Annotated in this window: 29 protein-coding genes; 11 read left to right on the forward strand and 18 right to left on the reverse strand. The window is 61.4% G+C overall.

The window, feature by feature from the left end; all coding sequences use genetic code 11:
* Positions 1-112: 112 nt before the first annotated feature.
* Positions 113-775, forward strand: a complete 663-nt coding sequence (locus BM151_RS20015) for a L,D-transpeptidase (protein WP_009503854.1) — start codon at positions 113-115, stop codon at positions 773-775.
* 47 nt (positions 776-822) lie between these two features.
* Here the strand turns inward: BM151_RS20015 and BM151_RS20020 are convergent, their stop codons facing one another.
* A complete protein-coding gene (locus BM151_RS20020; RefSeq protein ID WP_028095377.1) occupies positions 823-1,107 on the reverse strand; it encodes a hypothetical protein in 285 nt (94 codons plus the stop codon).
* A gap of 182 nt (positions 1,108-1,289) precedes the next feature.
* Between BM151_RS20020 and BM151_RS20025 the strand changes: the two genes are divergently transcribed.
* The 3 genes from BM151_RS20025 (at position 1,290) to BM151_RS20035 (ending at position 4,640) form a co-directional block, all read left to right on the forward strand.
* On the forward strand, positions 1,290-3,644 hold the full coding sequence (locus tag BM151_RS20025) for a heavy metal translocating P-type ATPase (protein ID WP_028095376.1): 2,355 nt from the start codon (positions 1,290-1,292) through the stop codon (positions 3,642-3,644).
* A 34-nt stretch (positions 3,645-3,678) separates the two neighbouring features.
* On the forward strand, positions 3,679-3,945 hold the full coding sequence (locus BM151_RS20030) for a TFIIB-type zinc ribbon-containing protein (RefSeq protein WP_035367121.1): 267 nt from the start codon (positions 3,679-3,681) through the stop codon (positions 3,943-3,945).
* A 182-nt stretch (positions 3,946-4,127) separates the two neighbouring features.
* On the forward strand, positions 4,128-4,640 hold the full coding sequence (locus BM151_RS20035) for a L,D-transpeptidase family protein (protein WP_035367119.1): 513 nt from the start codon (positions 4,128-4,130) through the stop codon (positions 4,638-4,640).
* Positions 4,641-4,859: 219 nt separating this feature from the next.
* Here BM151_RS20035 and BM151_RS20040 read toward each other — a convergent pair whose 3' ends face one another.
* From BM151_RS20040 to BM151_RS20100, 13 genes are read right to left on the reverse strand one after another with little or no spacing between them, the layout of a single operon-like run.
* Positions 4,860-5,861 (reverse strand): cytochrome c oxidase assembly protein, encoded by a 1,002-nt coding sequence (locus BM151_RS20040; RefSeq protein WP_028095373.1) that lies wholly within the window; start codon positions 5,859-5,861, stop codon positions 4,860-4,862.
* Positions 5,858-7,759, reverse strand: a complete 1,902-nt coding sequence (locus tag BM151_RS20045) for a penicillin acylase family protein (RefSeq protein ID WP_223870726.1) — start codon at positions 7,757-7,759, stop codon at positions 5,858-5,860. Before BM151_RS20045 ends, BM151_RS20040 begins: the two co-directional genes overlap by 4 nt.
* Positions 7,760-7,819: 60 nt before the next feature.
* Positions 7,820-7,987: a hypothetical protein gene (locus BM151_RS21735; protein ID WP_009503847.1), complete on the reverse strand. Its 168-nt coding sequence runs from the start codon at positions 7,985-7,987 to the stop codon at positions 7,820-7,822.
* Positions 7,978-9,591: an apolipoprotein N-acyltransferase gene (gene lnt, locus BM151_RS20055; RefSeq protein WP_028095371.1), complete on the reverse strand. Its 1,614-nt coding sequence runs from the start codon at positions 9,589-9,591 to the stop codon at positions 7,978-7,980. Before lnt ends, BM151_RS21735 begins: the two co-directional genes overlap by 10 nt.
* Positions 9,558-10,016 carry a signal peptidase II gene (gene lspA, locus BM151_RS20060; RefSeq protein WP_009503845.1) on the reverse strand — a complete coding sequence of 153 codons (459 nt, stop codon included), beginning with the start codon at positions 10,014-10,016 and terminating at the stop codon, positions 9,558-9,560. The genes lnt and lspA overlap by 34 nt, the downstream gene beginning before the upstream one ends.
* Positions 10,017-10,044: 28 nt before the next feature.
* Positions 10,045-10,827 carry a ZIP family metal transporter gene (locus BM151_RS20065; RefSeq protein ID WP_028095370.1) on the reverse strand — a complete coding sequence of 261 codons (783 nt, stop codon included), beginning with the start codon at positions 10,825-10,827 and terminating at the stop codon, positions 10,045-10,047.
* A gap of 12 nt (positions 10,828-10,839) precedes the next feature.
* Positions 10,840-11,295, reverse strand: coding sequence for a DUF411 domain-containing protein (locus BM151_RS20070; RefSeq protein ID WP_028095369.1), 456 nt, complete (start codon positions 11,293-11,295; stop codon positions 10,840-10,842).
* A 3-nt stretch (positions 11,296-11,298) separates the two neighbouring features.
* Positions 11,299-12,672 carry a M23 family metallopeptidase gene (locus BM151_RS20075; protein WP_028095368.1) on the reverse strand — a complete coding sequence of 458 codons (1,374 nt, stop codon included), beginning with the start codon at positions 12,670-12,672 and terminating at the stop codon, positions 11,299-11,301.
* Positions 12,669-13,295, reverse strand: coding sequence for an SCO family protein (locus BM151_RS20080; RefSeq protein ID WP_028095367.1), 627 nt, complete (start codon positions 13,293-13,295; stop codon positions 12,669-12,671). Before BM151_RS20080 ends, BM151_RS20075 begins: the two co-directional genes overlap by 4 nt.
* Positions 13,295-13,762, reverse strand: coding sequence for a copper chaperone PCu(A)C (locus BM151_RS20085; protein WP_028095366.1), 468 nt, complete (start codon positions 13,760-13,762; stop codon positions 13,295-13,297). Before BM151_RS20085 ends, BM151_RS20080 begins: the two co-directional genes overlap by 1 nt.
* Before the next feature lie 23 nt (positions 13,763-13,785).
* Positions 13,786-14,445, reverse strand: coding sequence for a DsbA family protein (locus BM151_RS20090; protein WP_028095365.1), 660 nt, complete (start codon positions 14,443-14,445; stop codon positions 13,786-13,788).
* Positions 14,442-14,864 (reverse strand): disulfide bond formation protein B, encoded by a 423-nt coding sequence (locus BM151_RS20095; RefSeq protein ID WP_028095364.1) that lies wholly within the window; start codon positions 14,862-14,864, stop codon positions 14,442-14,444. The genes BM151_RS20090 and BM151_RS20095 overlap by 4 nt, the downstream gene beginning before the upstream one ends.
* Before the next feature lie 5 nt (positions 14,865-14,869).
* Positions 14,870-15,436, reverse strand: coding sequence for an SCO family protein (locus BM151_RS20100; protein ID WP_028095363.1), 567 nt, complete (start codon positions 15,434-15,436; stop codon positions 14,870-14,872).
* A gap of 207 nt (positions 15,437-15,643) precedes the next feature.
* On the opposite strand from BM151_RS20100, the gene BM151_RS20105 reads away from it, so the two are divergent.
* The 7 genes from BM151_RS20105 (at position 15,644) to BM151_RS20135 (ending at position 20,128) form a co-directional block, all read left to right on the forward strand.
* The gene (locus tag BM151_RS20105; RefSeq protein WP_013959865.1) at positions 15,644-16,072 is read left to right on the forward strand and encodes a MerR family transcriptional regulator; all 429 of its coding nucleotides are present in this window, start codon (positions 15,644-15,646) and stop codon (positions 16,070-16,072) included.
* Between the two features lie 103 nt (positions 16,073-16,175).
* On the forward strand, positions 16,176-16,754 hold the full coding sequence (locus BM151_RS20110; RefSeq protein WP_028095362.1) for a cation efflux transmembrane domain-containing protein: 579 nt from the start codon (positions 16,176-16,178) through the stop codon (positions 16,752-16,754).
* 96 nt (positions 16,755-16,850) lie between these two features.
* Entirely contained in the window at positions 16,851-17,606 is a 756-nt protein-coding gene (locus tag BM151_RS20115) for a transglutaminase-like domain-containing protein (protein WP_028095361.1), read from the forward strand.
* Positions 17,596-18,561, forward strand: a complete 966-nt coding sequence (locus BM151_RS20120; RefSeq protein ID WP_028095360.1) for a cation diffusion facilitator family transporter — start codon at positions 17,596-17,598, stop codon at positions 18,559-18,561. The genes BM151_RS20115 and BM151_RS20120 overlap by 11 nt, the downstream gene beginning before the upstream one ends.
* Before the next feature lie 141 nt (positions 18,562-18,702).
* Positions 18,703-18,903 carry a hypothetical protein gene (locus BM151_RS21900; protein ID WP_028095359.1) on the forward strand — a complete coding sequence of 67 codons (201 nt, stop codon included), beginning with the start codon at positions 18,703-18,705 and terminating at the stop codon, positions 18,901-18,903.
* Positions 18,900-19,391, forward strand: a complete 492-nt coding sequence (locus BM151_RS20130) for a hypothetical protein (RefSeq protein ID WP_009503822.1) — start codon at positions 18,900-18,902, stop codon at positions 19,389-19,391. Before BM151_RS21900 ends, BM151_RS20130 begins: the two co-directional genes overlap by 4 nt.
* On the forward strand, positions 19,388-20,128 hold the full coding sequence (locus tag BM151_RS20135) for a cytochrome c biogenesis CcdA family protein (RefSeq protein WP_028095358.1): 741 nt from the start codon (positions 19,388-19,390) through the stop codon (positions 20,126-20,128). The genes BM151_RS20130 and BM151_RS20135 overlap by 4 nt, the downstream gene beginning before the upstream one ends.
* A 100-nt stretch (positions 20,129-20,228) precedes the next feature.
* Here the strand turns inward: BM151_RS20135 and BM151_RS20140 are convergent, their stop codons facing one another.
* The 4 genes from BM151_RS20140 to BM151_RS20155 form a co-directional block, all read right to left on the reverse strand.
* Positions 20,229-20,993, reverse strand: coding sequence for a MauE/DoxX family redox-associated membrane protein (locus BM151_RS20140; RefSeq protein WP_170317858.1), 765 nt, complete (start codon positions 20,991-20,993; stop codon positions 20,229-20,231).
* Positions 20,994-21,015: 22 nt separating this feature from the next.
* Positions 21,016-21,888 (reverse strand): DUF305 domain-containing protein, encoded by an 873-nt coding sequence (locus BM151_RS20145; protein ID WP_009503819.1) that lies wholly within the window; start codon positions 21,886-21,888, stop codon positions 21,016-21,018.
* A gap of 123 nt (positions 21,889-22,011) precedes the next feature.
* Complete coding sequence (cueR, locus tag BM151_RS20150) at positions 22,012-22,431, reverse strand: Cu(I)-responsive transcriptional regulator (protein WP_009503818.1); 420 nt, start codon at positions 22,429-22,431, stop codon at positions 22,012-22,014.
* A 19-nt stretch (positions 22,432-22,450) separates the two neighbouring features.
* Positions 22,451-24,958: a heavy metal translocating P-type ATPase gene (locus tag BM151_RS20155; protein ID WP_054540801.1), complete on the reverse strand. Its 2,508-nt coding sequence runs from the start codon at positions 24,956-24,958 to the stop codon at positions 22,451-22,453.
* Positions 24,959-25,068: the final 110 nt, after the last annotated feature.

A 25,068-nucleotide genomic window follows, 5' to 3' on the forward strand; every position in this document is an offset into this window, starting at 1 on the left:
GCGTTCACGAAAATTTGCCCTTGAACCTCTAGCCACTAGAAGTCCTATCTAGTCGACGAGAATGTATATCGTTCTTGCCATTGATCGCCGGTGGGAACCGAAAGGGTACGACATGCTGACAAGACGACACTTCATTCAAACGACAACAGCGCTCTTTTCGGCGACTGTGGCCAACCCTGTGTTTGCCGATAGCTGGCCCACCGAGGCGCAGAAGGCTGAATGGGACGCGCAAGTCAGCCCGCCCGGCTTCGATCCGGCCACGTCAAACCCTTGGGGACTACACCCACGTTTCTTGCCTCAGCGTGTGGACGCGAAGGACGGCCTCGTGCCGGGAGACATCCATGTCGATGCGGTCGCGCGGTATCTCTACCACATTGAGGAGGGTGGAACCGCGATGCGCTACGGCGTGGCGATCGCGCGGGGCAACCTCTACGAGCCAGGTGTTTATAACATCAAGCGCAAGGTCAGGTGGCCGCACTGGACGCCGACACAGAATATGATCGAGCGGGATCCCGAAAACGCAAGATGGGCCGACGGGATGGAACCCGGGCCTCAAAACGCCTTGGGATCGCGGGCGCTCTATCTCTATGTCGGTGATCGCGACACCTATCTTCGGATACACGGCACACCCTATCCGAGAAGCATCGGCGGTCGTGCGAGTTCGGGTTGCGTGCGGATGGTTATGGCACACATCAACGAGCTTTATCCGAACGTCGAGATCGGATCGACAGCACATCTTTATTCGGCTGAGGACAGCGTTACCGCGAGAAGTTGAATGAGGTAATTAGCTCTCAGCGCATTGATGTGACGTGCGGGTCGTCGTCACACTTCCCGCGCGACGCAGATAGGGTTGCCGTTCGCCGTGCGCAGCGGCAGCAAGGTCGTTTCAACGGGGCCGCTGTGTTCGTACCAGTAGCACCCGTCCTCGGGCACCAAGCGCGCGGTTGCAACATCCTGATCCGGGGCAGCCATTGCAATCACGGCTTCGGGAACGTTGCCCCGCTGGTCTGCCGCGTCGCCTGGCCCAGTCGGCTGGACTGCGCATCCGGCCGTAAGCGACAGCACCACTGCAACCATCATTTTTTGCTTCAGCATCAAAACCCGCATCAAGCTTCCTTTCGTGACTGTTTTTCTTTGCAGCGGCTGTTCATGCCTCAAGGCGTGATGGAGCCGGTCGCCGCATCCTCTAGCAATAAAACAAACTGAAATACCACCGTATTTTGCTCTTGAAGCTCTAGCTACTGTAGGGGCTATGTCATGGTAAAGCACCCGAATCCAGAGGTCCATTCATGCCGTCCGACACCCATCGTCACGACCACGATCACGCCGAAGATGCCCAGACAAGCGGCGGCAGCTGCTGCGGGAGCGCCGGAACGTGCGGCGACATCGTTCCGACGACGCCCGCGCCAGCGGGCGGGCGCAGTTTTCAGGTGTCCGGCCTCGATTGCGCCGAGGAGGTAGCAATCCTGAACAAGGTGGTCGGCCCGAAGATCGGCGGGGCCGAGCATCTCGCGTTCGACGTGATCAATGGACGGATGACTATTCTCGACAGCGCCAAGAGTGTATCGGACGGCGAAATTGCAGAGCTGGTCGCAAGCACCGGCATGACCGCCAAGCCCTGGGATGCCGAAAACGCGTCGGTCGACCAGGCGGCCCATCTTGCACGCCAGCGGCTGTTTACGGCGCTCAGTGGCGGCTTCTGGGCCGCGGGATTTCTGTGGCACATCATCGAGACCGGCATGGGGGGGGCACTCGGCCTCTTCGCAGGGCACGGCGAAGCGCCGATGCCACTGGTCGAGGCAGGGCTATTCGCGGTTGCGATCCTGTTCGGTGTTTGGCTCGTGGCGCCCAAGGCATGGTCGTCCGCACGGCGGCTGTCGCCCGACATGAACCTGCTCATGGTAGTCGCAGTCGCGGGTGCAATTGGCCTCGGCGAATTTTTCGAGGCGGCGACGGTTGCGTTCTTCTTCTCGCTCTCGCTTTTCCTCGAAAGCTGGAGCGTCGGGCGTGCGAGGAATGCGGTTTCAGCTCTGCTGGACCTGGCGCCGCCGACGGCAAGAATTCTTTATGATGACGGTTCGGAAGCGGACGTACCGGCTTCCGCGGTTGCTATCAACGCACGTTTCGTCGTGCGCGGCGGAGACCGCATCCCATTGGATGGTGAGGTTGTCGATGGGGCAGGGGCCGTCGATCAGGCGCCAATCACCGGAGAGAGTGCGCTGGTCCCAAAGGAACGGGGCGACGATGTCTATGCCGGTACGATCAACGGCGAAGGCACACTGACGGTGCGCGCCACGAAGGCCGCCTCGGACACCGTGTTGGCCAAGATTATCCGCATGGTCGGCGACGCCCATGCCCGCCGCGCGCCGGTGGAGCAGTGGGTGGCGAAATTTGCCCGCATCTACACGCCTATCGTCATGGCTCTCGCCATCGCAATTGCCCTGTTGCCGCCGCTCATTTTCGGTGGGGCCTGGGATTATTGGTTCTACAATGCACTCGTGCTGCTGGTGATCGCCTGCCCGTGTGCTCTGGTCATCTCGACACCGGTCTCCATCGTCGCTGCACTCACCGCCTCTGCGCGGGCGGGGGTGCTGATCAAGGGCGGTGCATATGTTGAGGCACCGGGCAAGACCACTGCATTGGCCATGGACAAGACCGGCACGATCACCATGGGCGAGCCCGAGGTGGCGGCGGTGCATCCGCTGGGCAAAGCATCGGCGCAAGATCTGATGACCCTCGCCGCTGGGCTGGAGGCACGTTCCTCGCATCCCTTGGCGCGTGCCATTCTCGCGCGGGCAGAAGCCGACGGCATCAATGTGTCCGCCGCGGAAGACACCCGAACCGTTCCCGGTAGGGGACTTGAAGGACGCACAGACGGCCGGTCGATCTGGCTAGGGTCCGACCGGTTTGCCGAGGAGAAGGGTTTCGGCGACGCCATTCCGAAGGATCTGCGCGACCGCATCGAAGGGGCTGGCAGCACCCTTGTTGCCGTGGGCGACGACACCGGCGTGACCGGCATCCTGGAATTGCGCGACCGTATCCGCCCCGACGCCAAGGGCATCGTGGCACAGCTCCACGCGCAAGGCGTGAAGACCATCGTCATGTTGACGGGCGACAACGAGCGGACAGCGCGCGCCGTTGCAGCCGAGGTCGGCATCGACGAGGTCCGTGCCGAGCTTTTGCCCGAAGACAAGGTGACAGCCATCGAAGAACTGGTCGAAACGCATGACATGGTGGCCATGATCGGCGACGGGGTGAACGACGCCCCCGCCATGGCGCGCGCGCATTACGCCATCGCGATGGGCGCTGTTGGTTCGGACGCGGCAATCGAGACGGCGGATATTGCCCTGATGACCGACGACCTCGGCAAGGTGCCTTGGCTGATCGGTCATTCGCGCCGGACAATGTCGATTATCCATCAGAACATCGGTATTTCCTTGGCGACCAAGGGCGTTTTCGTTGTCGCTACCGCGTTCGGACTGGCATCGATGTGGGGCGCTATTGCAGCCGACGTAGGAGTGTCATTGCTGGTGGTGGCCAACGCCCTGCGCCTGCTTAACAGCCAAGAGGCCAAGGCGCCGCCGTCCGGCGGTGAACAGGTTGGCGAAGGCTTGGCCAAAGGGGCGCTGGCACATGGTCATTGAACTGGGAGAACCCGGAAAGGAGCCGAGACGAGACATGAGCGTGAAGGGCAGGATGATGTGTCCGGTTTGCGAGGTGCCCTTGAGCATGACCGACCGCCAGGGGATCGAGATCGACTTCTGTCCCGATTGCCGGGGTGTCTGGCTCGACCGGGGCGAACTGGACAAGATCATCGAGCGTTCGGCACCCGATGTGGCGCCTCAGCGGGTGCCTGAGCCGCGCGGCTACGACGATGATCGCGGCTACCGGCGCGGAAAGCACGGCTATCGGCGCAAATCCTGGCTTCACGAGTTGTTCGATTAAGGCTTGCCGTGGCCTCCCTGCCGGTCGCCCTCAAGGCGCTGCGGTAGGCCCGCAAGGCATTCAGCGGTGAGCAGGTTGGTCCAGAGATCGCAAAGGCCGCGCTTGCCCACGGACATTGATCACGCAGCATTTGCAAGGTAACGTAATGTCCATATCAGACCTCACGAAAGAGGCATCGAGCAGTGAAAACCATCCGATTTCCCCGCCGCGCCGTCCTGTTGGGCGGGTTGGCAGCGTTTTTGTCTGGCTGTGCCAGCAAGTTCCGCAGCTATGGCGGACCCGAGGTGACCCGTGTTCGGCTTTACAAGGGGCAGCGTTTGCTTGTTCTGGACGGAGCCGATCGCGTATTGCAAACCTATCCGGTCGGGCTGGGTTTCGCTCCTGAGGGTCACAAGCAATTCGAGGGAGACGGCCGGACCCCTGAGGGCGCTTACGTAGTCGATAAGCGCAACCCCGACAGTACGTATCATCTTTCGGTTGGCATCTCCTATCCGAATGAGGCCGACATAGCCTTCGCTGAAGCGCAGGGCCTTTCCCCCGGCGGCGACATCTTCATCCATGGTGGTCCACGCCCAGGGATCGACCCAACGGATGTCCGCGACTGGACAGCTGGCTGCATCGCGGTCACAGATCGGCAGATCGAGGACATCTATGCAATGGTGAAAGACGGAACACCGATCGACATCTACGCCTGATGGGAGGAGATGATCTTCCGTCAGATCAGGAAAATCGTCGGCACAGGGCCACGTTGATCACTTCGATGGCGATCACGGCTAAAGTGACGCTCGCCGCCGGGGGCCAGCGCAAGCACCCGGTACGCGTAAGGACACTACAATATGTGTCCAGCCGTGGCAGTGGCGAAACAGGCGGGCCCTAGCGGAGAAGAATGCGTCTGGTCTCATGTCGAATTCAATCTATCCGAGGGCATAGACGATGGTCACGACGGTAATCATGACAACCATGAACATGGAGAATGCGCCAAGGGCGAGCGTACGGCCCATGTCCCGGTTCGGCTTCTCTACTTTCAGACGCAGTTCCTCCGCGGTTTCCGGAAACTCGAGCGCCGCCGCATTCGATTGGCGCATCAGGTCGTAGCGGGACGTCCAGCGCCGTTCCTCCGCCGCGTTCCAGCCGTTCAGCACCAGAATGATTGCCGCGATGAGAACCATCGACGACGGGACCCAGATTACGTAGCCACCGATTGTCTCGTCAGCCAGGGCGCGAAGTCGACCACCGCTCGCTGCGATGATTTCTGATCCATAGAGGGGCACCTCCTTGAGCGTTGTCAGGGAGCCCAGAAAGATGTTGGAAACGATCACCACGAACCCTGACATCAGCCGAGCGCCGCGCCGCGCTCCTTCAGGCGGATCACGCAGATCGAACAGCATAGCAAAGTACCAAAGCCCAGCAAGCACCATAGACAGATGTGCCAGCGCTTCCATCGCCGCAATACGTTGTGTAAGGGCGTAGATCATCGGGATCTGCCAGACGAAAAGCGCACCAATCAACAAGGAGGTGGCAGATGCAGGAAGCGCCAAGAATCGCGGGATGCGCGCACGCCCAATCGCGGCAAGGCGTCGGCGCCATTCCCTTTTCAATCCGGCTTGAAGGCCAAGCCAGGGCTGAGAAACCGCGATAAGAAGCGGTCCTACCAGTCGCAGAAGAAGATGCTCGACCTGATGTACCGAAAACAGACTGTGCCCCAATGGCGCGAGCGGCCCATTCGTCGCGACGAGGACGGCCGCGAGGCCGACAAAGAAGGCGGTTCGACGCCAACCAGAAACCCTTCCGAGACAGCGAGCGTGTATTTTGAGCCCACGCAAAAACAGCCATACTGTAAGACCGACAACAATGAGCGACACCGGTGACAGCACATAGCCGAAAGGGTCGTAAAGGAAGAAGAAGTTTGTGATCATTCGCTCTGGCCCTCGCTCATCCGAGGGTTGTCGGAGGTAGCCGGTGTGAGCCGCGAGATCCCGGAAGCGCCGCCACGGGCCAGTGACAGATCGGTCGACATGGCGAGGTATTCGCCTTGTATCCACGAGGGAAAGAGATTGTCGTAGAATCGAGATAGCGGATGTCCCGACTGTCCGGCGGGCGTGATGTAGTATGATCCCGCTGCTTCCGATATCGACATGACCGCCTGAAAATTGCTTCCGGCACTCACAAGGAATGGACGGTCTTCTTCAACACCAAATGATGTCAAGAATTGCGTAAACGGATCGCCTGAAATCGGCGCTTGAAGGGACAGCAGGTTGGTCAGCAACCCACGTGAACTGATCGGCGACCACTGCATGTCCAATCTATGCTCCTCCCCCCAGGTCCACGTCGAGGGATCGCGCCCATATCGATCGACCAGCCAGCCAAGGGCATCATCCAGGGCCACGCGAACCTGCTCCTCGCATGTCTCGCGAGGTGAGGATAGGCGGATGTCGCACCAGATTGCGCTACCGCGACGATCGCTGAGTACCGCATAAAGAAAGTTCGGGTTCGGACGGGTCCAGAGTTGCTGCGCTGCCGGAAATTCGTCTTTCAAAATGCGCTGCTGCAAAGCCCGGAGCCAAGTCCAGAACAGCAGAGGTTCCGGTGAATAGCGATCCATGTCGCCATTCCACGACGCAAGCCTGTCCAGTAGTTCACGACGAAGGTCGTTCGCATCGGTGCCTTCGATGCTGTCTCTGGACTGCACGAACCAAAGCTCCTTCGCCATCAGGGGCAGCAGGGTTCGCGCCACGGTACTTACGGTGTCCCTTTGAACACCGATGGCGCCTTCAGTCGAGAAGATCGATTGCCGCGCTTCAAGCTCCGCCAGTCGAATGTCGCGAAATGACAACGCTCGTACGGCTTCCTCTTTTGGCCATCGGGCAACGGTCTCTCGGTCAATGGCCAATGCCTCCATGCCTTTCGGCAACATGTCTGCGGCAACTCCGATGGCATCGGTCGCGTCGGCCGAACGCGTGAACAGCTCCAGCATCGTCAGGAAACCTGCCGCCTGCACGGGTGACGGCCCCCTTGGTGCCTCCTCGTCTGGCACGGGAAATGACCGGAAGGCCCAGGCGACGCGCGTATTGCGACCGACAATAACGAAAGGTACGCCCGGCATCGTGGCCCCTATGGCCGGCCCTGTCGAAAACTGAAGATCGGCGAGATACCATTCCGAGGGCAGCGACAGGGAACCGCTGATATCGGCGGCGAGAATTGGTGTCCCGGCAGCGGTTCGGTCACCGTCTATCGCCCATGCATCGAGGCGCTGCTGCGGATCAGTCGCAAATAGTTCGAGCACTTTTGGTCGATCCGACGGTATAATTGCACTTGATAAGCTCGGCGTTCCTTTCCGTGCGCTTTCCGGTCGCAGGCCATTCAGAAAAGACCGGGCAATCCTCAGGCTATCGCCAGGTGTCCAGGCATCGATCGACCGTTCGTCTGCGATCAACAGTTCCGGCGAGCCTCTGCCGCGCCCTCCCGCCGACACCAGCTCGAGCCACGCATTGACGCCGGCGGCATAGGATTCGAGCGCGTCTGAGACCGCTGGCGCAACGGACAATGTCTCATCGGATGGCCAAGAAGCTTCGGCCATTCGCCTTGCCCTTAACAGCTGACCGAGTCGGTCTTGCGCATGAACGAAGCCGATCGCGAAATAGACATCCGCGGCGGAACTCGCGGTAATGTGCGGGATTGCCGAGGCATCTCGCAGAATATCGACCGGTCCACCTAAGCCTGCTACCGAGAAGTCCTCGTTGTAGTCGGGAACGGATGCGCTCAGCAGAAAATAGACCAACCCGGAACCAACCGATGCCGTGATACAGATCGCCAAGAACCCGTACAGTAATATGTTGAAAAGACGTCTCACGTCGGTGCCGTTTCGAAACCCTTCTCATGCAAAGATGCGCAAGAGGACCACCGAAACGAAATAGGTGAGAAGACCGAAGGCGATCGCCGAACTCGCCGCATACTGGAGGATATCCAGCCGGTTTCCTTTTCGGCGTCGCGCCAGATATCCACCCCAGATCGCACCCGCGACAATGCCCGCGATTACCAGCATGACTTTTTCTCCGTTCGTGTTCTCTTGTTGCACCGGTGTGTGCCGACCAGACCTGCAGCCAGTCCCACGGCCCAAGTAGTGAAGATGAGAGCCAGCAGCGCCCAGTCGCCGAAGCGCGCATATAGCGTTGACGGATGAGCAGAGGGCAGAGCCGCATCTATTACACCGGTTTCTCCGTTGCCGAGCCGCGCGACGAGGTCACCGTTCGCGTCGATGACCGCGGAGATGCCCGTATTCGCGGCTCGGATGACAGGAAGGCCTTCCTCTACGGCACGCATCCGTGCGGAAGCCAGATGCTGCTCGGGTCCGATGCTGGTGCCGAACCAGGCGTCGTTTGTCGCGTTGAAAATCCAGTCCGGCCTGAACAGGTCGTCGACCACATGGCTTGGGAAGATGATCTCATAGCAGATCGCCACGGCGACCAGGGGCACACCCGGAAGCGCAAGCGTTCGCGGGCCCGGTCCGGGCGTAAAATCGCCCAGACCCGCCGTGAGTCGCTCGATGGGCAACCAGCCACGGAATGGCACATATTCGCCGAAGGGTACGAGATGGTGTTTCGCGTATCCGGTCAGGATTCTGCCGGTCTCGCCAAAAGCCTGGACCGTGTTGAAATATCGGGTGCCATCCTCGCTCGGTACACGGTCCGGCACCCCGGTGAGCAGCATGCTGCCGTCTGGTAGCGCTGCGGCAATGCGATCCCGCGCCTCCGTATCCTCATCGAGGAAACCCGGAAAGGCGGTTTCCGGCCAAAGAAGAACGTCGAAATCGCCGGGCTGGGTTGAAAGCTCAACATAGCGCGCGAAGGTCGCCTCGCGGTTCTCGGGCGCCCATTTCTCCTCTTGTGGAATGTTGCCCTGGACGATGCGCAGGTCGACACCGGGTGGCTGTTGTGCATCCGACTGGAGGCGAAGCGTACCGACAGCCCACATCGTCGCGATGCCGGCCAGCGCCATGAGCGAAACGGTCAATCGTTGCCGCCCGGACGTCATGACAGCCGCGCCGGGAAGTGCCGCGACGAACACGCTGAGAAAGCTTAACCCATAGCTTCCGACCCAGGCGGCGGTCTGGCGAAGGGCGGCGTAGTCGGCAAGTGCGTAGCCGGCGAGGTTCCAGGGAAACCCTGTCAGAACGTGACCACGCAACCACTCGGTCGCGGTCCAGGAGGTCGTGAACAGGAGGCAGGCGAGGAGACTACCCAGGGCTCCGCGCCGCGCGATTTCGGCGAAGAGCGCTGCGGCAATGGCTGGGAAAATTGCGAGACCTGCGGACAATCCCGCGACAGCCGGGATCGCCATCGCCCCGAACCGCTCGGCCTCGACGTAGAAACTCTCTGCAATCCACGAAATCCCGAAACCGAACTGGCCAAGACCAAACGCCCAGCCGACGAGGAAAGCACGCCCTAGGGAGAGATCGCGAAGACCGACAAAGAACGCGGAATAGGCAACGGGAACGAGCAGGAGAAGCGAGAAAGGCGGGAAAGTCAGAACGGTCAGCGCCCCGGCGGCGAAACCAAGCGTCATCCGCGAAAGCAAACGGTGGCGCAGAGCGATGCGGTTCAGAATTTTCGGTTTCACGACTTGATCGAACGCCGCGCGCTGATCCATGGCGCGGCGAGCAAGAGCCCCACGCCACTGACAACAAATATATCGGCCATGTTGAAGGCAGGCCAATGTGTTGTGCCAATGTAGAAATCGAGAAAGTCTGTTACAGCCCGATACCGCACACGATCGATAACATTGCCCAAGGCTCCGCCAATGATCGCGCCATAGGCAAGTGTTTCGACCGCATTTTCGGCGCGAAACAGCATAACCCCCAGCCAAACACAGATGGCAAGAGCGAGAGCGATGAGGCTCCACCACGGAGCGCCGCCCAGCATCCCGAAAGTCACGCCGTCATTACGATAAAAGACGAGGTTGAATCCCGGAAACACGGAAATCCCGGCGCTTAAAGTGACGGCATTCGCAACGACAATGGCTTTGGTGATCTGATCGATCGCGAACGCAGCAAGCGCTGCAAAGACGCCGATCATCGCAGATACTTTGTATGATGACATTGCCTCATCCCAACCAGACATCGAGAAACAGCATCAGAACGAGCCCGACTGCGAGACCGAGCGTCGCCCTGTTCTGATGGCCGCTGCGATGGGTTTCGGGGATGATTTCGTGGCTGATGACGTAGAGCATTGCGCCCGCGGCAAAGGCCAGTCCCCATGGCAGCAGCGGTTCCGACAGCGTGATGATCCCGGCCCCGAGCAGGCCGCCAATCGGCTCGACCATGCCCGTCAGCGCCGCGATGCCCCAGGCGCGCAGCTTCGGATATCCCTCGCCCAGCAGAGATACAGCGACGGCCAATCCTTCGGGCGCATTCTGAAGCCCGATGCCGACAGCAAGCGGCAAACCGCCCTCCATACCTCCGGATCCGAAGCCGACCCCGACCGCGAGGCCTTCGGGGAAGTTGTGGATCGTGATCGCGATGATGAAAAGCCAGACCCGCCGCAAAGACGCCGCTTCGGGCCCTTCGCGTCCCGTCTTGAAATGCTCGTGCGGCAGCTTTTCGTTCATCAGCGCGACAGCCCCCATGCCCAAGAGGATCGAGACGCATACGATGGCCGCAGGCATCGCGCCGTTCTCGAACATCGGCTCGGCCGCATCCAATGCCGGGATGATCAGCGAAAAGAAGGAAGCGGCGAGCATCACACCGGCAGCGAAGCCGAGCGACAGATCGCGTGTGGCCCGCGACGGGATGCGTCCAAACAACACGGGAACTGCTCCGACTGCCGTGAGCGATCCGGCAGCCAGACTTCCGAGGAAGCCGAGCATGATCGGAGAGAGGTTTTCCATGGGCGGGCCAGGTTATCCTTCGCCGTAGCTCGAAAAGACTTCCGTCGACCCGTCCTCGCGGATGAGGAAGACATCATAGGCCTCGCGGTCGTCTTCTGGCCCCATGCCGGGCGAGCCATAGGGCATCCCAGGCACGGCGAGACCGACTGCGTCCGGGCGCTCATCGAGAAGGCGGCGGATGTCAGCGGCCGGTACATGGCCTTCGATCACGTAGCCGTCAATGAGCGCGGTGTGGCAGGAGACCATGCGCTGCGGCACGCCGTTGTCGAGCTTGAAGCGAACCAGCGACCCACCGAACATGTCCTGGCCGGTCGGCACAAAACCGTTCTCTTCGAGGTGGTTCATCCACGAGAGGCAGCAGCCGCAACCGTTCGTCTTGCGGACGTCGATCGCCGTTGCCTCTGCGAGGGCCTGGGCCGCCGGGAAAAGGGCGAGCGTGATGGCAAGAGCTTGGGTCATGCGTTTCATGGGTCAGAGCCTTTCGGTTGTCGTTTCGGCAATCTCGCTGCCGAGGTTTTCATTCAGAAGCGCCCGCGCCTCGGCCAGACGCGAGAGCGCGGCGGTATCATCCGCTTCGCTCTCAGCTGCTTCGGCGAGCCGGTCGTCAGTGAGGGGGTCAGTCGGGCGCCCATCCACGAGGACTTCGTAGTGCAGGTTCGGACCTGTCGCCGTGCCAGTCGCGCCGACGCGGCCGATCACATCTCCCGCCGCAACGCGTTGGCCTTGTGCCAGGTCTTCCGGCACGGCGCTCAGATGCGCGTAGCGCGTCATGGTGTCGGAGCCGTGCGAGATTTCGACCACACGGCCATAGCCACCGCGCCAGCCAATGAAACTAACCCGCCCCGGTGCCGTCGATTGAACCGGTGTCCCACGTGCCGCTGCGAAATCGACGCCTGTGTGCATCCGGACGTTGCCAAAGACCGGATGCGTGCGGCGTCCGAACACCGAGCTGAGGCGCGCACCCTCGACCGGCTGTGCGAAGACGCGCAGCACCTCGCCATCGACGTAGATCGTCGCCTGACCGCTGCCGTCGTCCGGCCATACGATCTCGTAAAGCGAACCGCCGATCTCCAGTGCGGCGAAGGCGAGTTCGGGCTGTCCGATCCTGTCCTCGCCGACCCGCGCCTCACGCCAGAGAAGCCTTAGTGCTTCGCCGCCGGCCATCTCGCGGCGGAAATCCACGGTCCCACCCAGCATCTGCGCAAGGTCCACGGAAAAACGGGCGGGTATGCCGGCTTCTTCGAGTGCCGCGAAGATCGAGCTGTCGATCACCGCTTCGCCGGCAAGGGTTACGATCTCCGGATCCGGAGTCACGACCTGTGTGGACAACCGCTCGCCGAACACCACCTCGATCCGAACCCCGTCCTCGACGGCAAGTGCGACGGTGCGGGGGCTGCCGTCCATGGTCGAAGCAACAGTGACCGAGTGCCCCGGCCGCAGCCGTCGCAGATCGTATTCCGCGCCAAGCGCGAGGGCAACTTCGGCTCTGTCAGGTGCCGCAAGTCCAGCTTCGGACAGCAAGAAATCGAGCGTCTCGCCAGGTGCAATGTCGCGCGACCACGTCGACAGCGGTGGCTCGATCGCGCTTACCGGCCTGTCGGCGAACGCGACCTGCAGAAGGGGTAGGGAGCCGAGGTCGGGTGCATCCTCTGCCCATGCCGTCGCGGGCAGCGTCACGAGGATGTCAACGTTTCTAGGGGCTTCAGGACCTTGGGGCATCCAGCTACCTGCCTGGGCAAGTTCCGGCGGCACGGGTTCTTTCGACAAAAGATCAGAGATGGCGATAGCCGCTCCCGAAACCGTCCCCGCAATTGCGACACCCGCCGCCAAAGTTCTGAGCCTCATGTCGCCCCCTCCATTTCTTCTGCCAGCGCGCGACGGATCTTCGGCACCGCGAATTCTCTGGCTTCGTGATAGTCGATCATGGTGACGAACCGCCCAGAGGCTGCGAACAGGAAGACGCTCGCGGTGTGGTTCATCGTGTAATCGCCGCTCTCCGTCGGTACTTGCTCGTAGGTGGCGCGGAAGCCGTCCGCGACGCGCGCGATCTGCTCTTCCGGCCCCGTCCAGCCACGGAGCGCAGGATGGAAGTAGCCGACATATTCGGCCATCGTTTCGACAGTGTCGCGCTCGGGATCGACCGTGATGAAAACCACGTTCATCTCGTCGGCCTCGTTTCCCAGATCGTCGAGCCATCCCGAAATGTCCGAGAGCGTGGTCGGGCAGACATCGGGACAGTAGGTGAAGCCGAAGAACGCCATCGTCGGGCGACCGATCAGGGTTTCCGGCCCGACCGCGTTGCCCTCATGATCCGTCAGACGGAAATCCATCTCGGTCAGGGCCACAGGCCGCTGCCCGACAGGTTCAGGTCCACCGGGTCCATCGACCTGCCACCAACCGACGAAGAGCATCAGGGCGACCGCCCCGACACCAGCCGCCCCGTACCCCAGGATCGCCCGTCGCCGCATCAGTCCTCTGGCCCCCGCGCGGCGATTCCGAGGATCGGCACCTCGACCGTCACTTCGCCTCCGTCTTCGAAAAGCAGGGTCAGCGGAAAGGTGTCCCCTTCCGTCATCAGTTCTTGCAGCCGCATCAGCATTGCGTGCAGGCCCCCCGGTTCGAGCGCGACGCTCTCGCCCGGGGCGATCGCGATCTCCCCCGCCGGGTTCATGGAACTCACACCTTCGGCATTTGTCTTCGTCTCGTGAATTTCGGGCATCATCGCGAGCGGCGTTGTAAGGCCGATCAGCGTCACTGGCTCGTCGCCAGTGTTGCGGATCGTCATGTAAGCGGCCCCGGGACGGTTCATCCCGATGGAGGCGCGGGACCACGCGTTCTCGACGACAACATCCTCGGGTCCGGCCAGCGCGGGCGCTGAGAACCCTCCAAGGGTCAAAAGCGCCGCCAGTGTGCTGGTCAAAATATACTTTTTCATCGTTCTGATCCTGCCCTTTGTATTCAGCTTTGCGCGGCAGCGACTTCGGCGGCCACCAGACGACGCAATTCTGCCTCCCCGAATGGATCGAGCGGCTTGCCGTTCACGAAGAATGTGGGCGTCTGGCGAATTCCCACGGTCTCGACGTCGGCACGATCCTGGTTCAGGATCGCCACGACATCGGGCGCCATCATTTGCGTGCGCGCGGCCTCGGCATCGAGTCCGGCCGTGGCGGCGATCTGAAGGATCAGGCCGGGCGCCGGGGCACCGTGCGACGCCCATCTCGGCTGTTCCCGCAGAACGGCCTCAAGCACCGGCACGTAAACGTCCTGCATGCGTGCCGCCTCGAGCACGCGGATCGCTTCCTCGGATGCCGCGCCGTGGAAGGGCGTGTAGCGGATCACGACGCGGACAGCATCCCCATGCTCGGCCATGATGTCCTTCACGACGGGATGAAAGGCGCGACAGGCCTCGCAGGCCGGATCGAAGAATTCGACGATCGTGACGGGCGCTTCCGCAGGCCCGAGGATGGGCGAGTAGGGGCGGATCATCGCGTCCGCGAGTTCCGGCGCAACAGGCTCCGCTTCGGCCACCGGGCCGGGGCGGGTTGCAAACCAGGTGGTTCCGCCGAAACCGGCGACGCCGAAGGCGAGAACGGACAGGATCAGGGCGCGTCGGTTCATTTTCGTGTGTCCTTCAATGAAAGGGCCGACAGCGCCCCGATCAGCGCGAAGGCGGCGAGGGCCATCAGCGGGATCGGGATGCCGAAGACCAGTTGGTTGTCATCGGTGCAAGAGGGGCCGGTGGCCGTGCAGGGCTGGATGCGTTCGGGAACAAGACCGACGTACAGCCCCATGTGCCAGAGGGCGATTGCGCCGCCGCCAAGCGCCAATGCGATGCCGTAGCGCCCCACACGGCCGTCCCGCCACCAAAGGCCCAGCCCTAGGATAATGGCCAAGGGAAACATGAAGGCGCGCTGGAACCAGCACAGCACACAGGGCGTCTGCCCCAGCACCTCGCCGATGAAAAGCACGGCAAGCGAGGCGACGAGCGCGATGATCCATGCCAGCCCGAGGGCTGTTTCTCCGGATATGCGGTTCATGTCGATCAGATCCTCTCTTCCAGATCGGCGAGAATCTCTTCGGCCGGGGTGCCGTAGGGCCAGGAGTCGGCAAAGCCCGCGTCGGGATCGAAGAGGAACAGATGCGACGTGTGGCCCATCGTGTAACCATCCGGCGCCGCAGCCTCTTCGACGCGTTCAAAGAAGATCGGAAACGTCTCGGATGTGGCGGCGATTTGTTCCGGCGTGCCCGTCAGCCCGATGATGCTCGCATCGAACAGCGGGACGTATTCGGCGAGTGCGGCGGGCGTGTCCCGTTCGGGGTCGATTGTTATGAAAATCGGCTGGACCTTGGCGGCATCGTCGCCCAGACCGTCCATCACCGCCGCGACCTCTGACAGGGTCGTCGGGCAGACGTCGGGACAGTTGGTGAAGCCGAAAAACACCAGCATCCAGCGCCCCGCAAAGTCCTCCTCGGTTCGAACCATACCCTGGTGGTCCGTCAGTTCGAATTTAGCGAAAAAAGGCGGTTCGGCGTCGGTTCGGGCGCGGTCGGCACGATAGTCGGACCAGAGCAAAAGCCATACGAAGGCAAGCGCTGCCACGCCTGCCAAAACCCAAAGAAACTTCTGTGCCGATGTAAGGGACAATCCTGTTCGCCTGTTATTGATTCTTATTGCATGTGCGGATACATCCTCTAGCCGCTAGAGGTTCAAGCACGAAATCATGGTATAGCTTGAACTCACGCGTCTGTGAATCCGACACTTGTTTATTCCGACGGCAAAACCTACACAAACTGTATCTTTTTCATGGAGGCGAAAATGCTCACGATCGGTACTCTGTCAAAGAAGACTGGCACAAAAGTGCAGACCATCCGGTACTACGAACAGATCGGACTCATGCCCGAACCTGGCAGGACCGAAGGCGGACAGAGGCGCTACGACAATGCACAGCTCGACCGACTGTCCTTCATCCGCCATTCGCGGCAACTCGGTTTCTCGCTCGATGCGATCCGCGAGCTGCTCGACCTCAGCGACCATCCCAACCGCCCCTGCGACGAGGCAGATGCCATCGCGCGTCGCCAGCTCAAACAGGTGGAGCAGCGCATGGCCCGCCTGAAGGCGCTGCGCACGGAACTGAAACGCATGGTTCACGAATGCAGCGGCGGGCGGACGGGAGACTGCAAGGTGCTTGAGGTGTTGCGGGACCATTCGGAATGCCTGACCGAGCACGAGGAAATCGGGGCCTGAAGGAATTCAGCCAACATTCCGGCTGGAACGCAGATCAGCCGCAGAAGTTAATGTGTCGTACAACACAGGCTGGAACCACAAAATGGCTGCTAGACAAAATTCAATGGAGAGACGGACGCTTTGGATCGTTCTGGCGCTCAATATCGGTTTGGCCGTGGCCTTTTTCGCAACAGGCGCCTTCGGCGACTCAAGTGCCCTGATCGCCAACGGGCTCGATAACCTCTCCGACAGCTTCGTCTACGCGATCAGCCTTTTCGCTTTGTCCCGATCCGACAAATGGAAACGCGGGGCGGCGAACGTTTCCGGCGGGCTGCTGATCCTGTTCGCCGCTGGTATCCTCTACGATGCATGGCGCCGCTACATCGGCGGGTCAGATCCGCTCGGGACGATCATGATCGCCATGGCCCTGTTTGCGGCGGCGATCAACGCAGTCTGCGTCTGGCTGCTCGCTAAGCTCAAAGATCCGGACGTCAACATCCGCGCGGCCAACACCTTCAGTTACAACGATTTCGCCGCGAACCTCGGAATCGTCTTGGCTGGCGGCCTCGTCGCCTGGCTGGGAACCAACTGGCCGGACCTCGTCGTCGGCGTGATTGTCGCCGGGATCGCGGCCTGGGGAGGTATCGACATTCTGCGCGACGCACACGGCGAACACCACAAAGCAGTTCATACGGGCAAATAGTTGCGGGAGATTCTTTCTGAAAGAAAGGGTTGAAGCTATAGTGACTATAGTAATTAGGCTTGTTCCAAGACGATTCGAGGAGCGACTCCGTTGCAGATGACCGACCCCCTACTTGCACCCACCAAATTACTGGATTTTGATGCCGCGCCTCTTGCGCATCTAATTGAGACCCGCGGCTGGCGCGGCTTATCCGAATACGATCGGATCGGAGCTGCCTATGATTTCGTTCGGAATGAAATCGCGTTCGGATACAATCGAGCTGACGACATCCCCGCCTCCGAGGTGCTTTCCGACGGCTACGGGCAGTGCAATACCAAAGGGACGCTCTTGATGGCGTTGCTGCGTGGTGTTGGCATTCGTTGCCGGTTGCATGGGTTTACGATCCACAAAGGCTTGCAGCGCGGTGTTGTCCCAGAGTTGGTGTATCCGCTTGCTCCGCAAGAAATTCTCCACTCATGGGTTGAGATCGAATATCAAGGTGCTTGGTTCAACCTCGAAGGCTTCATCCTGGATGACGCTTTCCTGACAGTCCTGCAAACGTCTTTCTCGGACACGGACAGTCTCTGCGGTTATGGCGCGGGCACGGATTGCCTTGGCGCGCCTCCCGTCACCTGGAACGGAGAAGATACCTACATTCAGAAATCCGGCATCGTGCAAGATTTCGGCGTGTTTGATACGCCGGACGCCTTCTATTTGTCCCATGAGCAATCCTTTGGATGGCTGCGTGGTGCCCTTTACCGTCATATCATCCGCCACTGGATGAATGCGCGCGTACGTGGTTTTCGCAGCGGTCGCCTGAAGACTGACCGACGCGCGACACACGCGCACGCGGAGCCTGCCAATGCCACATGACCACGGGCACGCGCCTATCGATCCGAATTCTGGGGACCGGCGGGTTGCCATCGCCATCTGGGCAAACGGGCTACTTACCGTTGCGCAAGTCGTCGGGGGCATATTCTCGGGCAGTCTGGCACTGATCGCCGATGCGCTGCACAACTTTTCCGATATGGCCTCGCTTGTCATTGCCTTCGCCGCACGCAAGATCGCGCGCCGCCCGGCCGATGAACGCATGACCTTCGGCTATGGCCGGGTCGAAATCGTGGCGGCCCTGATCAACTACACCACCCTCATCGTGATCGGCTTCTATCTGATCTACGAAGGTGGCATGCGCATGATTGATCCACCCGAAGTCATGGGGTGGACCGTCGTCATTCTCGGTGGAATTGCGCTTGTGGTCGACACGCTGACCGCAATGCTGACCTATTCGATGCAGAAGGGCAGCGTGAACATCCGCGCGCTTTTCCTGCATAACCTGTCGGACGCGCTTGCTTCGGTCGCGGTTATCGTCGGTGGGTCGCTGATCATCCTTTACGACATGCGTTGGGTCGATCCTGCCATCACCATCGGCATCGCGATCTACATCCTGTATCTGTCTTTCACTGAAATAGGCGGCCCAATCCGAACCCTGATGCTCGGGAGCCCGCCGGACATCGACAACGAGGCCGTCGTCGAAGCGATGCGGAAAGTCGAAGGCGTCGCCGACGTCCACTACGTCCATCTCTGGCAAATGCAAGAGCACGAGGCTGCGCTCGACTGCCATGTCGTCGTGGCAGCCGAGGGCTGGTCGAAGATCGAAGAGATCAAGAGCGCGATCAAGAAGCGGCTGAAGGAAGAGTTCGGCATCAGCCATTCCAGTCTCGAATTTGAGCATGAGGATCGCGCTCATCAGAACGCCGATCTCTACGGTCACGGCAACGCAAGTGAAAAGGAGAAGACCAATGTTCAAGGAAACGCTGACCGAGCATGATGATGTCATCGGGCTCGTCTGCGCGATTACGCGGACCGGCATGGGCTCGATCCGAGCAACTGGGTCATTCTGACCAAACGATCCGATCAGGCAAATGACGCGACGCGCCTTCTGGCGCGGGAATATGGGCTGGAGTTCACGATGACCGCCGACAGCGACATGATGATGCACGGAGCGGTCACCCATGTCGTGGACATCGGCGGGCGGTTCGCTGCAAAATTCCATGGCATGGACTTCAAGAACGTGAACCTGATCCTCTATGTCAGCGAGTTGATCAACAACGCCCAGCATCGACGCCGGGAGCCCAACTGGTGGGACCGGCTGACAGGTGTGTTTCAATGAGTGTCGTCGCGACTGGCGTCAGGCTGTCCTCGACAGACGGAGTTTCCCTGACAGCTCTGCGTCGGTATTTTGCGGTGATCATCCCGGCCAACTTGATCTGGGAGTTCGCGCATATGCCGCTCTACACGATCTGGAACGAGGGCACTTGGGGTGAGATTGTCTTCGCAGCCGTCCATTGCACGGGTGGCGATATCCTGATCGCCATGAGCGCGCTGATGCTTGCCCTCATGCTGTCGGGCCGGGGCTGGCCCCTGGTCGCCTCGACGCGGCGGTCTGTGACCGTCCTGACGGTGGTGTTCGGGCTCGGATACACGCTGTTCAGCGAATGGCTCAACATCGTGATCCGCGCGGCCTGGGCCTATTCGGACCTGATGCCGATCATTCCGATCCTCGATGCGGGCCTGTCACCTGTGTTGCAATGGATCGTGATACCGCTGGTCGCGTTCTGGTGGGTCTGGCGGCCTTTCAACAACGATCGTGATGTATGATGGATATTTCCGGCATCGGCATCTTCGCGGCCTTCCTGGCGGGTGCCATTTCGTTCCTGTCGCCCTGTGTCCTGCCACTGGTGCCTGGCTACGTCTCGTACATCGCAGGGCAACCAGATTTGCGCACGACGCGGTCGGTCGGCTTGCGGGCGCGCGCCGGGGCGCTCGGGTTGAGTGCCTGCTTTGTCCTGGGCTTTTCGACGGTCTTCGTCGCCCTCGGGGCCCGGGCCAGCGCGCTCGGATCCCTGCTGCTGACATGGCGCACCGAGCTAAACTATCTCGGCGGCGCGATCATCATTCTGTTCGGACTGGTCATGCTGGGTGTCTTTCGTCTCAATGCGTTCTCGCGCGATACCCGTTTCAATCTCGACATTCCCGGCGGTCGCCCGTTTGGGGCCTACGTGCTGGGACTGGCCTTCGCCTTTGGCTGGACACCTTGCATCGGTCCGATCCTCGGCGCAATCCTGACGCTCAGTTCGACCTCCGGCGGCATGTCGGACGGCATCTGGCTGCTGTCGATCTATTCCGCTGGACTGGGGGTGCCTTTCCTGCTGGCCGCGCTCTTCACCGACGCCATCGCCGCGCGGGTAAGGCAGATCGGCAAAGCCGGTCGCTGGCTCTACAAGGGCGCGGGTGTTGCCATGATCATCATGGGAGTTGCCATCATGACCGGGCAATTGTCACGGTTTGCCTATTGGCTGCTGGGGACGTTTCCCTTTCTCGCGACGATCGGGTGACGAATCTCGAACCAGCTCTAGGTGTGATGGCTGCAGTGTAGGGATTATCTCCGCCAATCAATGTCATCCACGCCGCGCCTCTGTAGAGGTCGCGGTGCCGTCAGCCGATCAGGTAGACCCGGATCGGCATCCAGATACCCATGACCATCATCATCAGGTTCTCGGTGAGCGAGACAAAACCGAGCGGCACCTTGCTGTCGCCCCCGACGCAGGCGCATTTCAGCTCGCGCTTGTCGATATAGACCGCCTTGAAGACCGAAACCGCGCCGACGGTGCCGATGAACAAGGCCACGGGTGCCGACAGCCAGGTGAGCGCCCCTGCGACCATGAGGATACCGGCGAAGGCCTCTCCGAAGGGATAGAGATAGCCGTAGCGCACCCAGCGGTGCGCCAGCAGGTCGTAATTTAGGAACATGGTCGAAAAGCTTTCGACATCCTGAAGTTTCTGCACTGCAAGCAAGCACATCGAGATCGAGATGAACCATTCCAGCGCGCGCAGGCTGAGGATGGTTCCAAAGCTGTACCATGACAAGCCGAGCGCCATCAAAAACGCGACGGCAAAGATCGCGATCACCGGTTGATAGGAGGTGTCCGAGCGTTCGCTTTCCGGTGCGTCAAGGCCGAAATGGACCCGCAGATCGTCATAGCCGCCGATGCGCTTGTCGCCGATCCAGGTCTGCGGCGTGGTCTCGACCCCGTGATTTTCCATGAAAGCATCAGTTTCCTCGCGTGTCGTCAGGTGGTGATCCTCGACCTCGTACCCTTCCCGTTCGAGCAGGTCTTTGGACTTGAGACCATAAGGGCAAAGGTGATCCAGCATGACCATCCGGTAGAGTTGGGCTGTTTTCGATGCGTCTTTCGGCATGGTGTTTCCTCCAGTTTCTGGTTCAGGCACCGCAACCGTAATGTCCGCGATACCCTGCACGCAGACCGGGCCCAAGTTCGAGAACGAGATCGGCGTCCTGCATTTCGCCACTATTTGCGGCCAATGTGCCGGTTCCGCTCGGCGCGCTCAACGCCACTGTCATGCCTTCCTTGCCCCAAGTGCTTCCGGCGTCGCCAGCCTCCAGCCGCACCAGATCGCCGCTGATCTTGGCGAGAGCTACACTCCCACCGTCGATGCGGCCCACCGCCAGCGCAGGCCTGCTTGTGGTGGTGTAGGTGAACGTGCACGCCGCGCCGTCCGGGAAGAGTTGTGCGATGTCCTCCCGGGTCAGGAATTCAAGATCGAGAATGGTGATCTCCGCCGTGGACAGCGCCTCGTCAAGGCTCACGATCTGCGCCGGTCCGCTTTCTGACTGTGCCGGACTGTCACCATTGGCGTCGATATCGTTCACCAGATAACGCATCTCGGCGATTTCCTTGTCCTGCGCATAGATGATCTCATCCGCCAACTTGCGCACGCGCGGGTCCGAGATATCGGCGCGGCTGGAGGTCATGATCGCGATCGAGTGGTGCGGGATCATTGCCCGCATGTAGCTGGTGTCGCCCACCGTCACCTGGCTGCGGACCAGCCAGAGCGAGGCGGCAAAGACCACAGCGGCACCGATGAAGATGGCGGCGTTAGCCGTCTTGCTGGAATACATCGACAGCATGAAGCCCAGCATGATGATCGCCATGGTGGCACCCATCAGGAGAGCCATGTAGACCCGCGTTTCCGACCAGAACACATGCGTCCAGAGGTAGGTATTGAGATACATCAGACCGAACATGACGACGGTAGATGTCGCGATCATCGCGAAAAAGCGGCCATATGACATGAAGTTGTCCTCTCTCGAAATCGTGAAGTATAGAGGTAGAACAACTTTCCCGCGCTGGAATGTTCCGAAAAAGCTGCAGCCAGTCGCACCTTATGGGTGGCGCTGCCCGCTGCGGGACATATCTTAATCCGCTGCCCTGGCGGTCCGGGTCTTATCCTCTTCCATAGCCAGATCTGCGAGAATCGGACAATCAGGCCTGTGATCGCCAGCGCAGGCATCGACAAGGTGCGACAGCGTCGCGCGCATCTCGGTCAGTTCTGCGATTTTCCGGTCGATCCGGTCGAGGTGTTCTTCGGCGATCTGCTTGACCTCGGCGCTGGCGCGGTCGGTGTCGGCATAGAGTTTCAGCAGGCTCCGGCAGTCCTCGATGGTGAAGCCCAAGGCGCGCGCCCGGCCGAGAAACGCCAGCTTGTGGACGTCGCTCTGCCGAAAGCTGCGATAACCGTTGGCACTGCGCAGCGGCTCGACCAGCCCGATGTCCTCGTAGTAGCGAATGGTCTTCGCGGGAAGGCCGGACATGTCGGCCACGTCTCCGATGTTCATGATAGTTTCCTCCTTGAGCTTATTCAGCCGGGACTGGTGACAGGTTGGCGGCAGAGCCGGGTTGCGCCTGTTCCTGCATCGCCGGGCGGACGCGGCGCAGGCGCAGCGCGTTCGTCAGTACGAAGACCGAGCTGAGCGCCATTGCCCCAGCCGCCAGCACCGGCGACAGCAGCAGGCCCGACACCGGGTAGAGCAGCCCCGCCGCCACCGGAATGAGGGCCACGTTATAGCCGAAGGCCCAGAACAGGTTCTGGCTGATGTTGCGCATCGTACGCCGCGACACTTCCAGCGCGTTGACCACGCCGCGCAAATCGCCCGACATTAGCACCACATCGGCGGATTCGATGGCGACGTCGGTGCCGGTGCCAATGCTGATGCCCACGTCCGCATGAGCAAGCGCGGGCGCATCGTTGATGCCGTCGCCTACAAAGGCGATGTGCTGGCTCGGGCCGCGCAGATCGTCCAATGCCGCCACCTTGCCATCGGGCAGCACGCCCGCGATCACATGGTCGATGCCGGTCTCGCGGCCGATGGCCTCTGCCGTCTCTCGCTTGTCGCCGGTGATCATGGCGACCTTCAGGCCCAGATCGTGCAACGCCCGGATGGCCGCCGCGCTGGACGGCTTTACCGGATCGGCCACGGCGATGACGGCGGCCACCCGCCCGTCGATGGCGGCATAAAGCGCGGTGCGGCCCTGTTCAGCCAGGCGGCGCTCGGCGTCGGCCAACGCGCCGATGTCCACCCCTTCGCGCGTCATCAGACGGTCGGCCCCCACCAGCACGTCGCGGCCTGCGACCTCGGCCCGGACACCGTGGCCCGTGATGGAGGTGAAGTTCCGCGCGTCGTGTCGAGTGACCGTCTCGGCTTCCGCCGCCCGCAGAATGGCCTCGGCGATAGGGTGTTCCGACTGCGCCTCGACCGCCGCGACCAGGGCCAGCACCTCGGCCCGTTCAAAGCCGTCGGCCAGCACCAGATCGGTCAGTTCGGGGCGCCCTTCGGTCACCGTGCCGGTCTTGTCCAGCGCCACCACATCCACTGTCGAAAGCTGTTGCAGCGCATCGCCCTTGCGGAACAGCACGCCCATTTCAGCGGCACGGCCGGTGCCGACCATGATCGAGGTCGGCGTGGCCAGCCCCATCGCGCAAGGGCATGCGATGATCAGCACGGATACACCCGCAACGAGGGCATAGGACAGGGCGGGCGAGGGGCCGACCAGCAGCCAGACGATAACCGTAAGCAGCGCCAGCGCCATGACCGCCGGCACGAACAACAGGGTGATCCGGTCGACCAGCCCCTGGATCGGCAGCTTGGCGCTCTGCGCCTCTTCGACCATGCGGATGATTTGCGCCAGCGTCGTATCCGCTCCCACGCGTGTCGCACGGAACTGGAAGGCACCGGAACCGTTGACGGTCCCGCCGGTGACGGGATCGCCCACCAACTTGGCGACAGGCACCGGCTCGCCGGTGATCATGCTCTCATCGACGCGGGCGCTGCCTTCGGTCACTTCACCGTCCACGGCAATCCGCTCTCCGGGGCGCACGAGCAGGATGTCGCCCGCGGCGATGCGCTCGATGGCCACGTCCTCAGGCTCTCCGTCCACCAGCACGCGGGCGGTCTTGGCCTGAAGGCCCAGCAGCTTCTGGATCGCTGCGCCGGTGCGGCCCTTGGCGCGCGCCTCCAGCCACCGGCCCAGCAGGATTAGCACGATGATGACCGCCGCCGCCTCGAAATAGACGGCACGCGACCGTTCGGGCAGCAGCGCGGGCGCGAATAGCGCCACGAGAGAATAGAGATAGGCGGCAGAAGTGCCGACCGCGACAAGGCTGTTCATGTCCGGCGCACGCTTGAGCAGGGCTGGAAACCCGCGCGTGTAGAAGCTGCGCCCCGGCCAGAGCAGAACCACCGTGGTCAGGACGAACTGGATCAGCCAGCTTGCTCGATGGCCGATCGTGTCGCCGATCAGACCATGCATGCCGGGGATCAGATGCGCGCCCATTTCCAGCAGAAACACCGGCAGGGTGAGGGCCGCCGCCAGGGCGGTCCTGCGGGCCAGCATCCGCGCCTCTTCATCCTTCCGGACACTCGTGTCTTCCGCCTCTCTGTCCTGCGGCAAGGTCGCGGGATAGCCTGCGTCACCCGCCGCCTTCAGCAGGTCTGCAACCGCAACCGCGCCTTCGAGATACGTTACCGTCGCAGTTTCCGAGGCCAGATTGACGTTCACGGCCAGCACGCCTGGCATCGCCGCCAAAGCCTTGTCCACCCGACCGACGCAGGACGCGCAGGACATGGAGGCCACGTTCAGGCGAGTGCTCTGCTTACGGGCCGGATAGCCAATCTCTTCCAGCTTTTCGACGATGTTCGAAATGCGCTCTGGCGCGTCGATCTGCGCCTGAGCGGTTTCGCTGGCGAGGTTGACTCGAACGTCGCTGACGCCCGGCAGGCCGGAAAGCCCACGCTCCACCCGCCCGACGCAAGAGGCGCAGGACATGTTCTGCAGGGAAAGTCGAAGGGTATGCGAATCCGACATGGGTGACTCCTGATCCTGGTCCTCCGAGAGATAAGGGTTCCATTCGCTGGAAGGTCAACAGATGCATCGAGGAATTTTTTCGGGCATTGACCTTCCCATAGGGGGACGGC

Origin of the sequence: Celeribacter neptunius (genome assembly GCF_900113955.1) — a bacterium.
GTDB classification, from domain to species: Bacteria; Pseudomonadota; Alphaproteobacteria; order Rhodobacterales; family Rhodobacteraceae; genus Celeribacter; species Celeribacter neptunius.

What these genes read in the sequence shown, in the direction of transcription:
- BM151_RS20015 (WP_009503854.1), top strand. Translation starts at nt 113, where the DNA reads ATGCTGACAAGACGACACTTCATTCAAACGACAACAGCGCTCTTTTCG.
- BM151_RS20020 (WP_028095377.1), bottom strand. Translation starts at nt 1,107, where the DNA reads ATGCGGGTTTTGATGCTGAAGCAAAAAATGATGGTTGCAGTGGTGCTG.
- BM151_RS20025 (WP_028095376.1), top strand. Translation starts at nt 1,290, where the DNA reads ATGCCGTCCGACACCCATCGTCACGACCACGATCACGCCGAAGATGCC.
- BM151_RS20030 (WP_035367121.1), top strand. Translation starts at nt 3,679, where the DNA reads ATGAGCGTGAAGGGCAGGATGATGTGTCCGGTTTGCGAGGTGCCCTTG.
- BM151_RS20040 (WP_028095373.1), bottom strand. Translation starts at nt 5,861, where the DNA reads ATGATCACAAACTTCTTCTTCCTTTACGACCCTTTCGGCTATGTGCTG.
- BM151_RS21735 (WP_009503847.1), bottom strand. Translation starts at nt 7,987, where the DNA reads ATGCTGGTAATCGCGGGCATTGTCGCGGGTGCGATCTGGGGTGGATAT.
- lnt (WP_028095371.1), bottom strand. Translation starts at nt 9,591, where the DNA reads ATGGATCAGCGCGCGGCGTTCGATCAAGTCGTGAAACCGAAAATTCTG.
- lspA (WP_009503845.1), bottom strand. Translation starts at nt 10,016, where the DNA reads ATGATCGGCGTCTTTGCAGCGCTTGCTGCGTTCGCGATCGATCAGATC.
- BM151_RS20065 (WP_028095370.1), bottom strand. Translation starts at nt 10,827, where the DNA reads ATGGAAAACCTCTCTCCGATCATGCTCGGCTTCCTCGGAAGTCTGGCT.
- BM151_RS20070 (WP_028095369.1), bottom strand. Translation starts at nt 11,295, where the DNA reads ATGAAACGCATGACCCAAGCTCTTGCCATCACGCTCGCCCTTTTCCCG.
- BM151_RS20075 (WP_028095368.1), bottom strand. Translation starts at nt 12,672, where the DNA reads ATGAGGCTCAGAACTTTGGCGGCGGGTGTCGCAATTGCGGGGACGGTT.
- BM151_RS20080 (WP_028095367.1), bottom strand. Translation starts at nt 13,295, where the DNA reads ATGCGGCGACGGGCGATCCTGGGGTACGGGGCGGCTGGTGTCGGGGCG.
- BM151_RS20085 (WP_028095366.1), bottom strand. Translation starts at nt 13,762, where the DNA reads ATGAAAAAGTATATTTTGACCAGCACACTGGCGGCGCTTTTGACCCTT.
- BM151_RS20090 (WP_028095365.1), bottom strand. Translation starts at nt 14,445, where the DNA reads ATGAACCGACGCGCCCTGATCCTGTCCGTTCTCGCCTTCGGCGTCGCC.
- BM151_RS20095 (WP_028095364.1), bottom strand. Translation starts at nt 14,864, where the DNA reads ATGAACCGCATATCCGGAGAAACAGCCCTCGGGCTGGCATGGATCATC.
- BM151_RS20105 (WP_013959865.1), top strand. Translation starts at nt 15,644, where the DNA reads ATGCTCACGATCGGTACTCTGTCAAAGAAGACTGGCACAAAAGTGCAG.
- BM151_RS20110 (WP_028095362.1), top strand. Translation starts at nt 16,176, where the DNA reads ATGGAGAGACGGACGCTTTGGATCGTTCTGGCGCTCAATATCGGTTTG.
- BM151_RS20115 (WP_028095361.1), top strand. Translation starts at nt 16,851, where the DNA reads ATGACCGACCCCCTACTTGCACCCACCAAATTACTGGATTTTGATGCC.
- BM151_RS20120 (WP_028095360.1), top strand. Translation starts at nt 17,596, where the DNA reads ATGCCACATGACCACGGGCACGCGCCTATCGATCCGAATTCTGGGGAC.
- BM151_RS21900 (WP_028095359.1), top strand. Translation starts at nt 18,703, where the DNA reads ATGACCGCCGACAGCGACATGATGATGCACGGAGCGGTCACCCATGTC.
- BM151_RS20130 (WP_009503822.1), top strand. Translation starts at nt 18,900, where the DNA reads ATGAGTGTCGTCGCGACTGGCGTCAGGCTGTCCTCGACAGACGGAGTT.
- BM151_RS20135 (WP_028095358.1), top strand. Translation starts at nt 19,388, where the DNA reads ATGATGGATATTTCCGGCATCGGCATCTTCGCGGCCTTCCTGGCGGGT.
- BM151_RS20140 (WP_170317858.1), bottom strand. Translation starts at nt 20,993, where the DNA reads ATGCCGAAAGACGCATCGAAAACAGCCCAACTCTACCGGATGGTCATG.
- BM151_RS20145 (WP_009503819.1), bottom strand. Translation starts at nt 21,888, where the DNA reads ATGTCATATGGCCGCTTTTTCGCGATGATCGCGACATCTACCGTCGTC.
- cueR (WP_009503818.1), bottom strand. Translation starts at nt 22,431, where the DNA reads ATGAACATCGGAGACGTGGCCGACATGTCCGGCCTTCCCGCGAAGACC.
- BM151_RS20155 (WP_054540801.1), bottom strand. Translation starts at nt 24,958, where the DNA reads ATGTCGGATTCGCATACCCTTCGACTTTCCCTGCAGAACATGTCCTGC.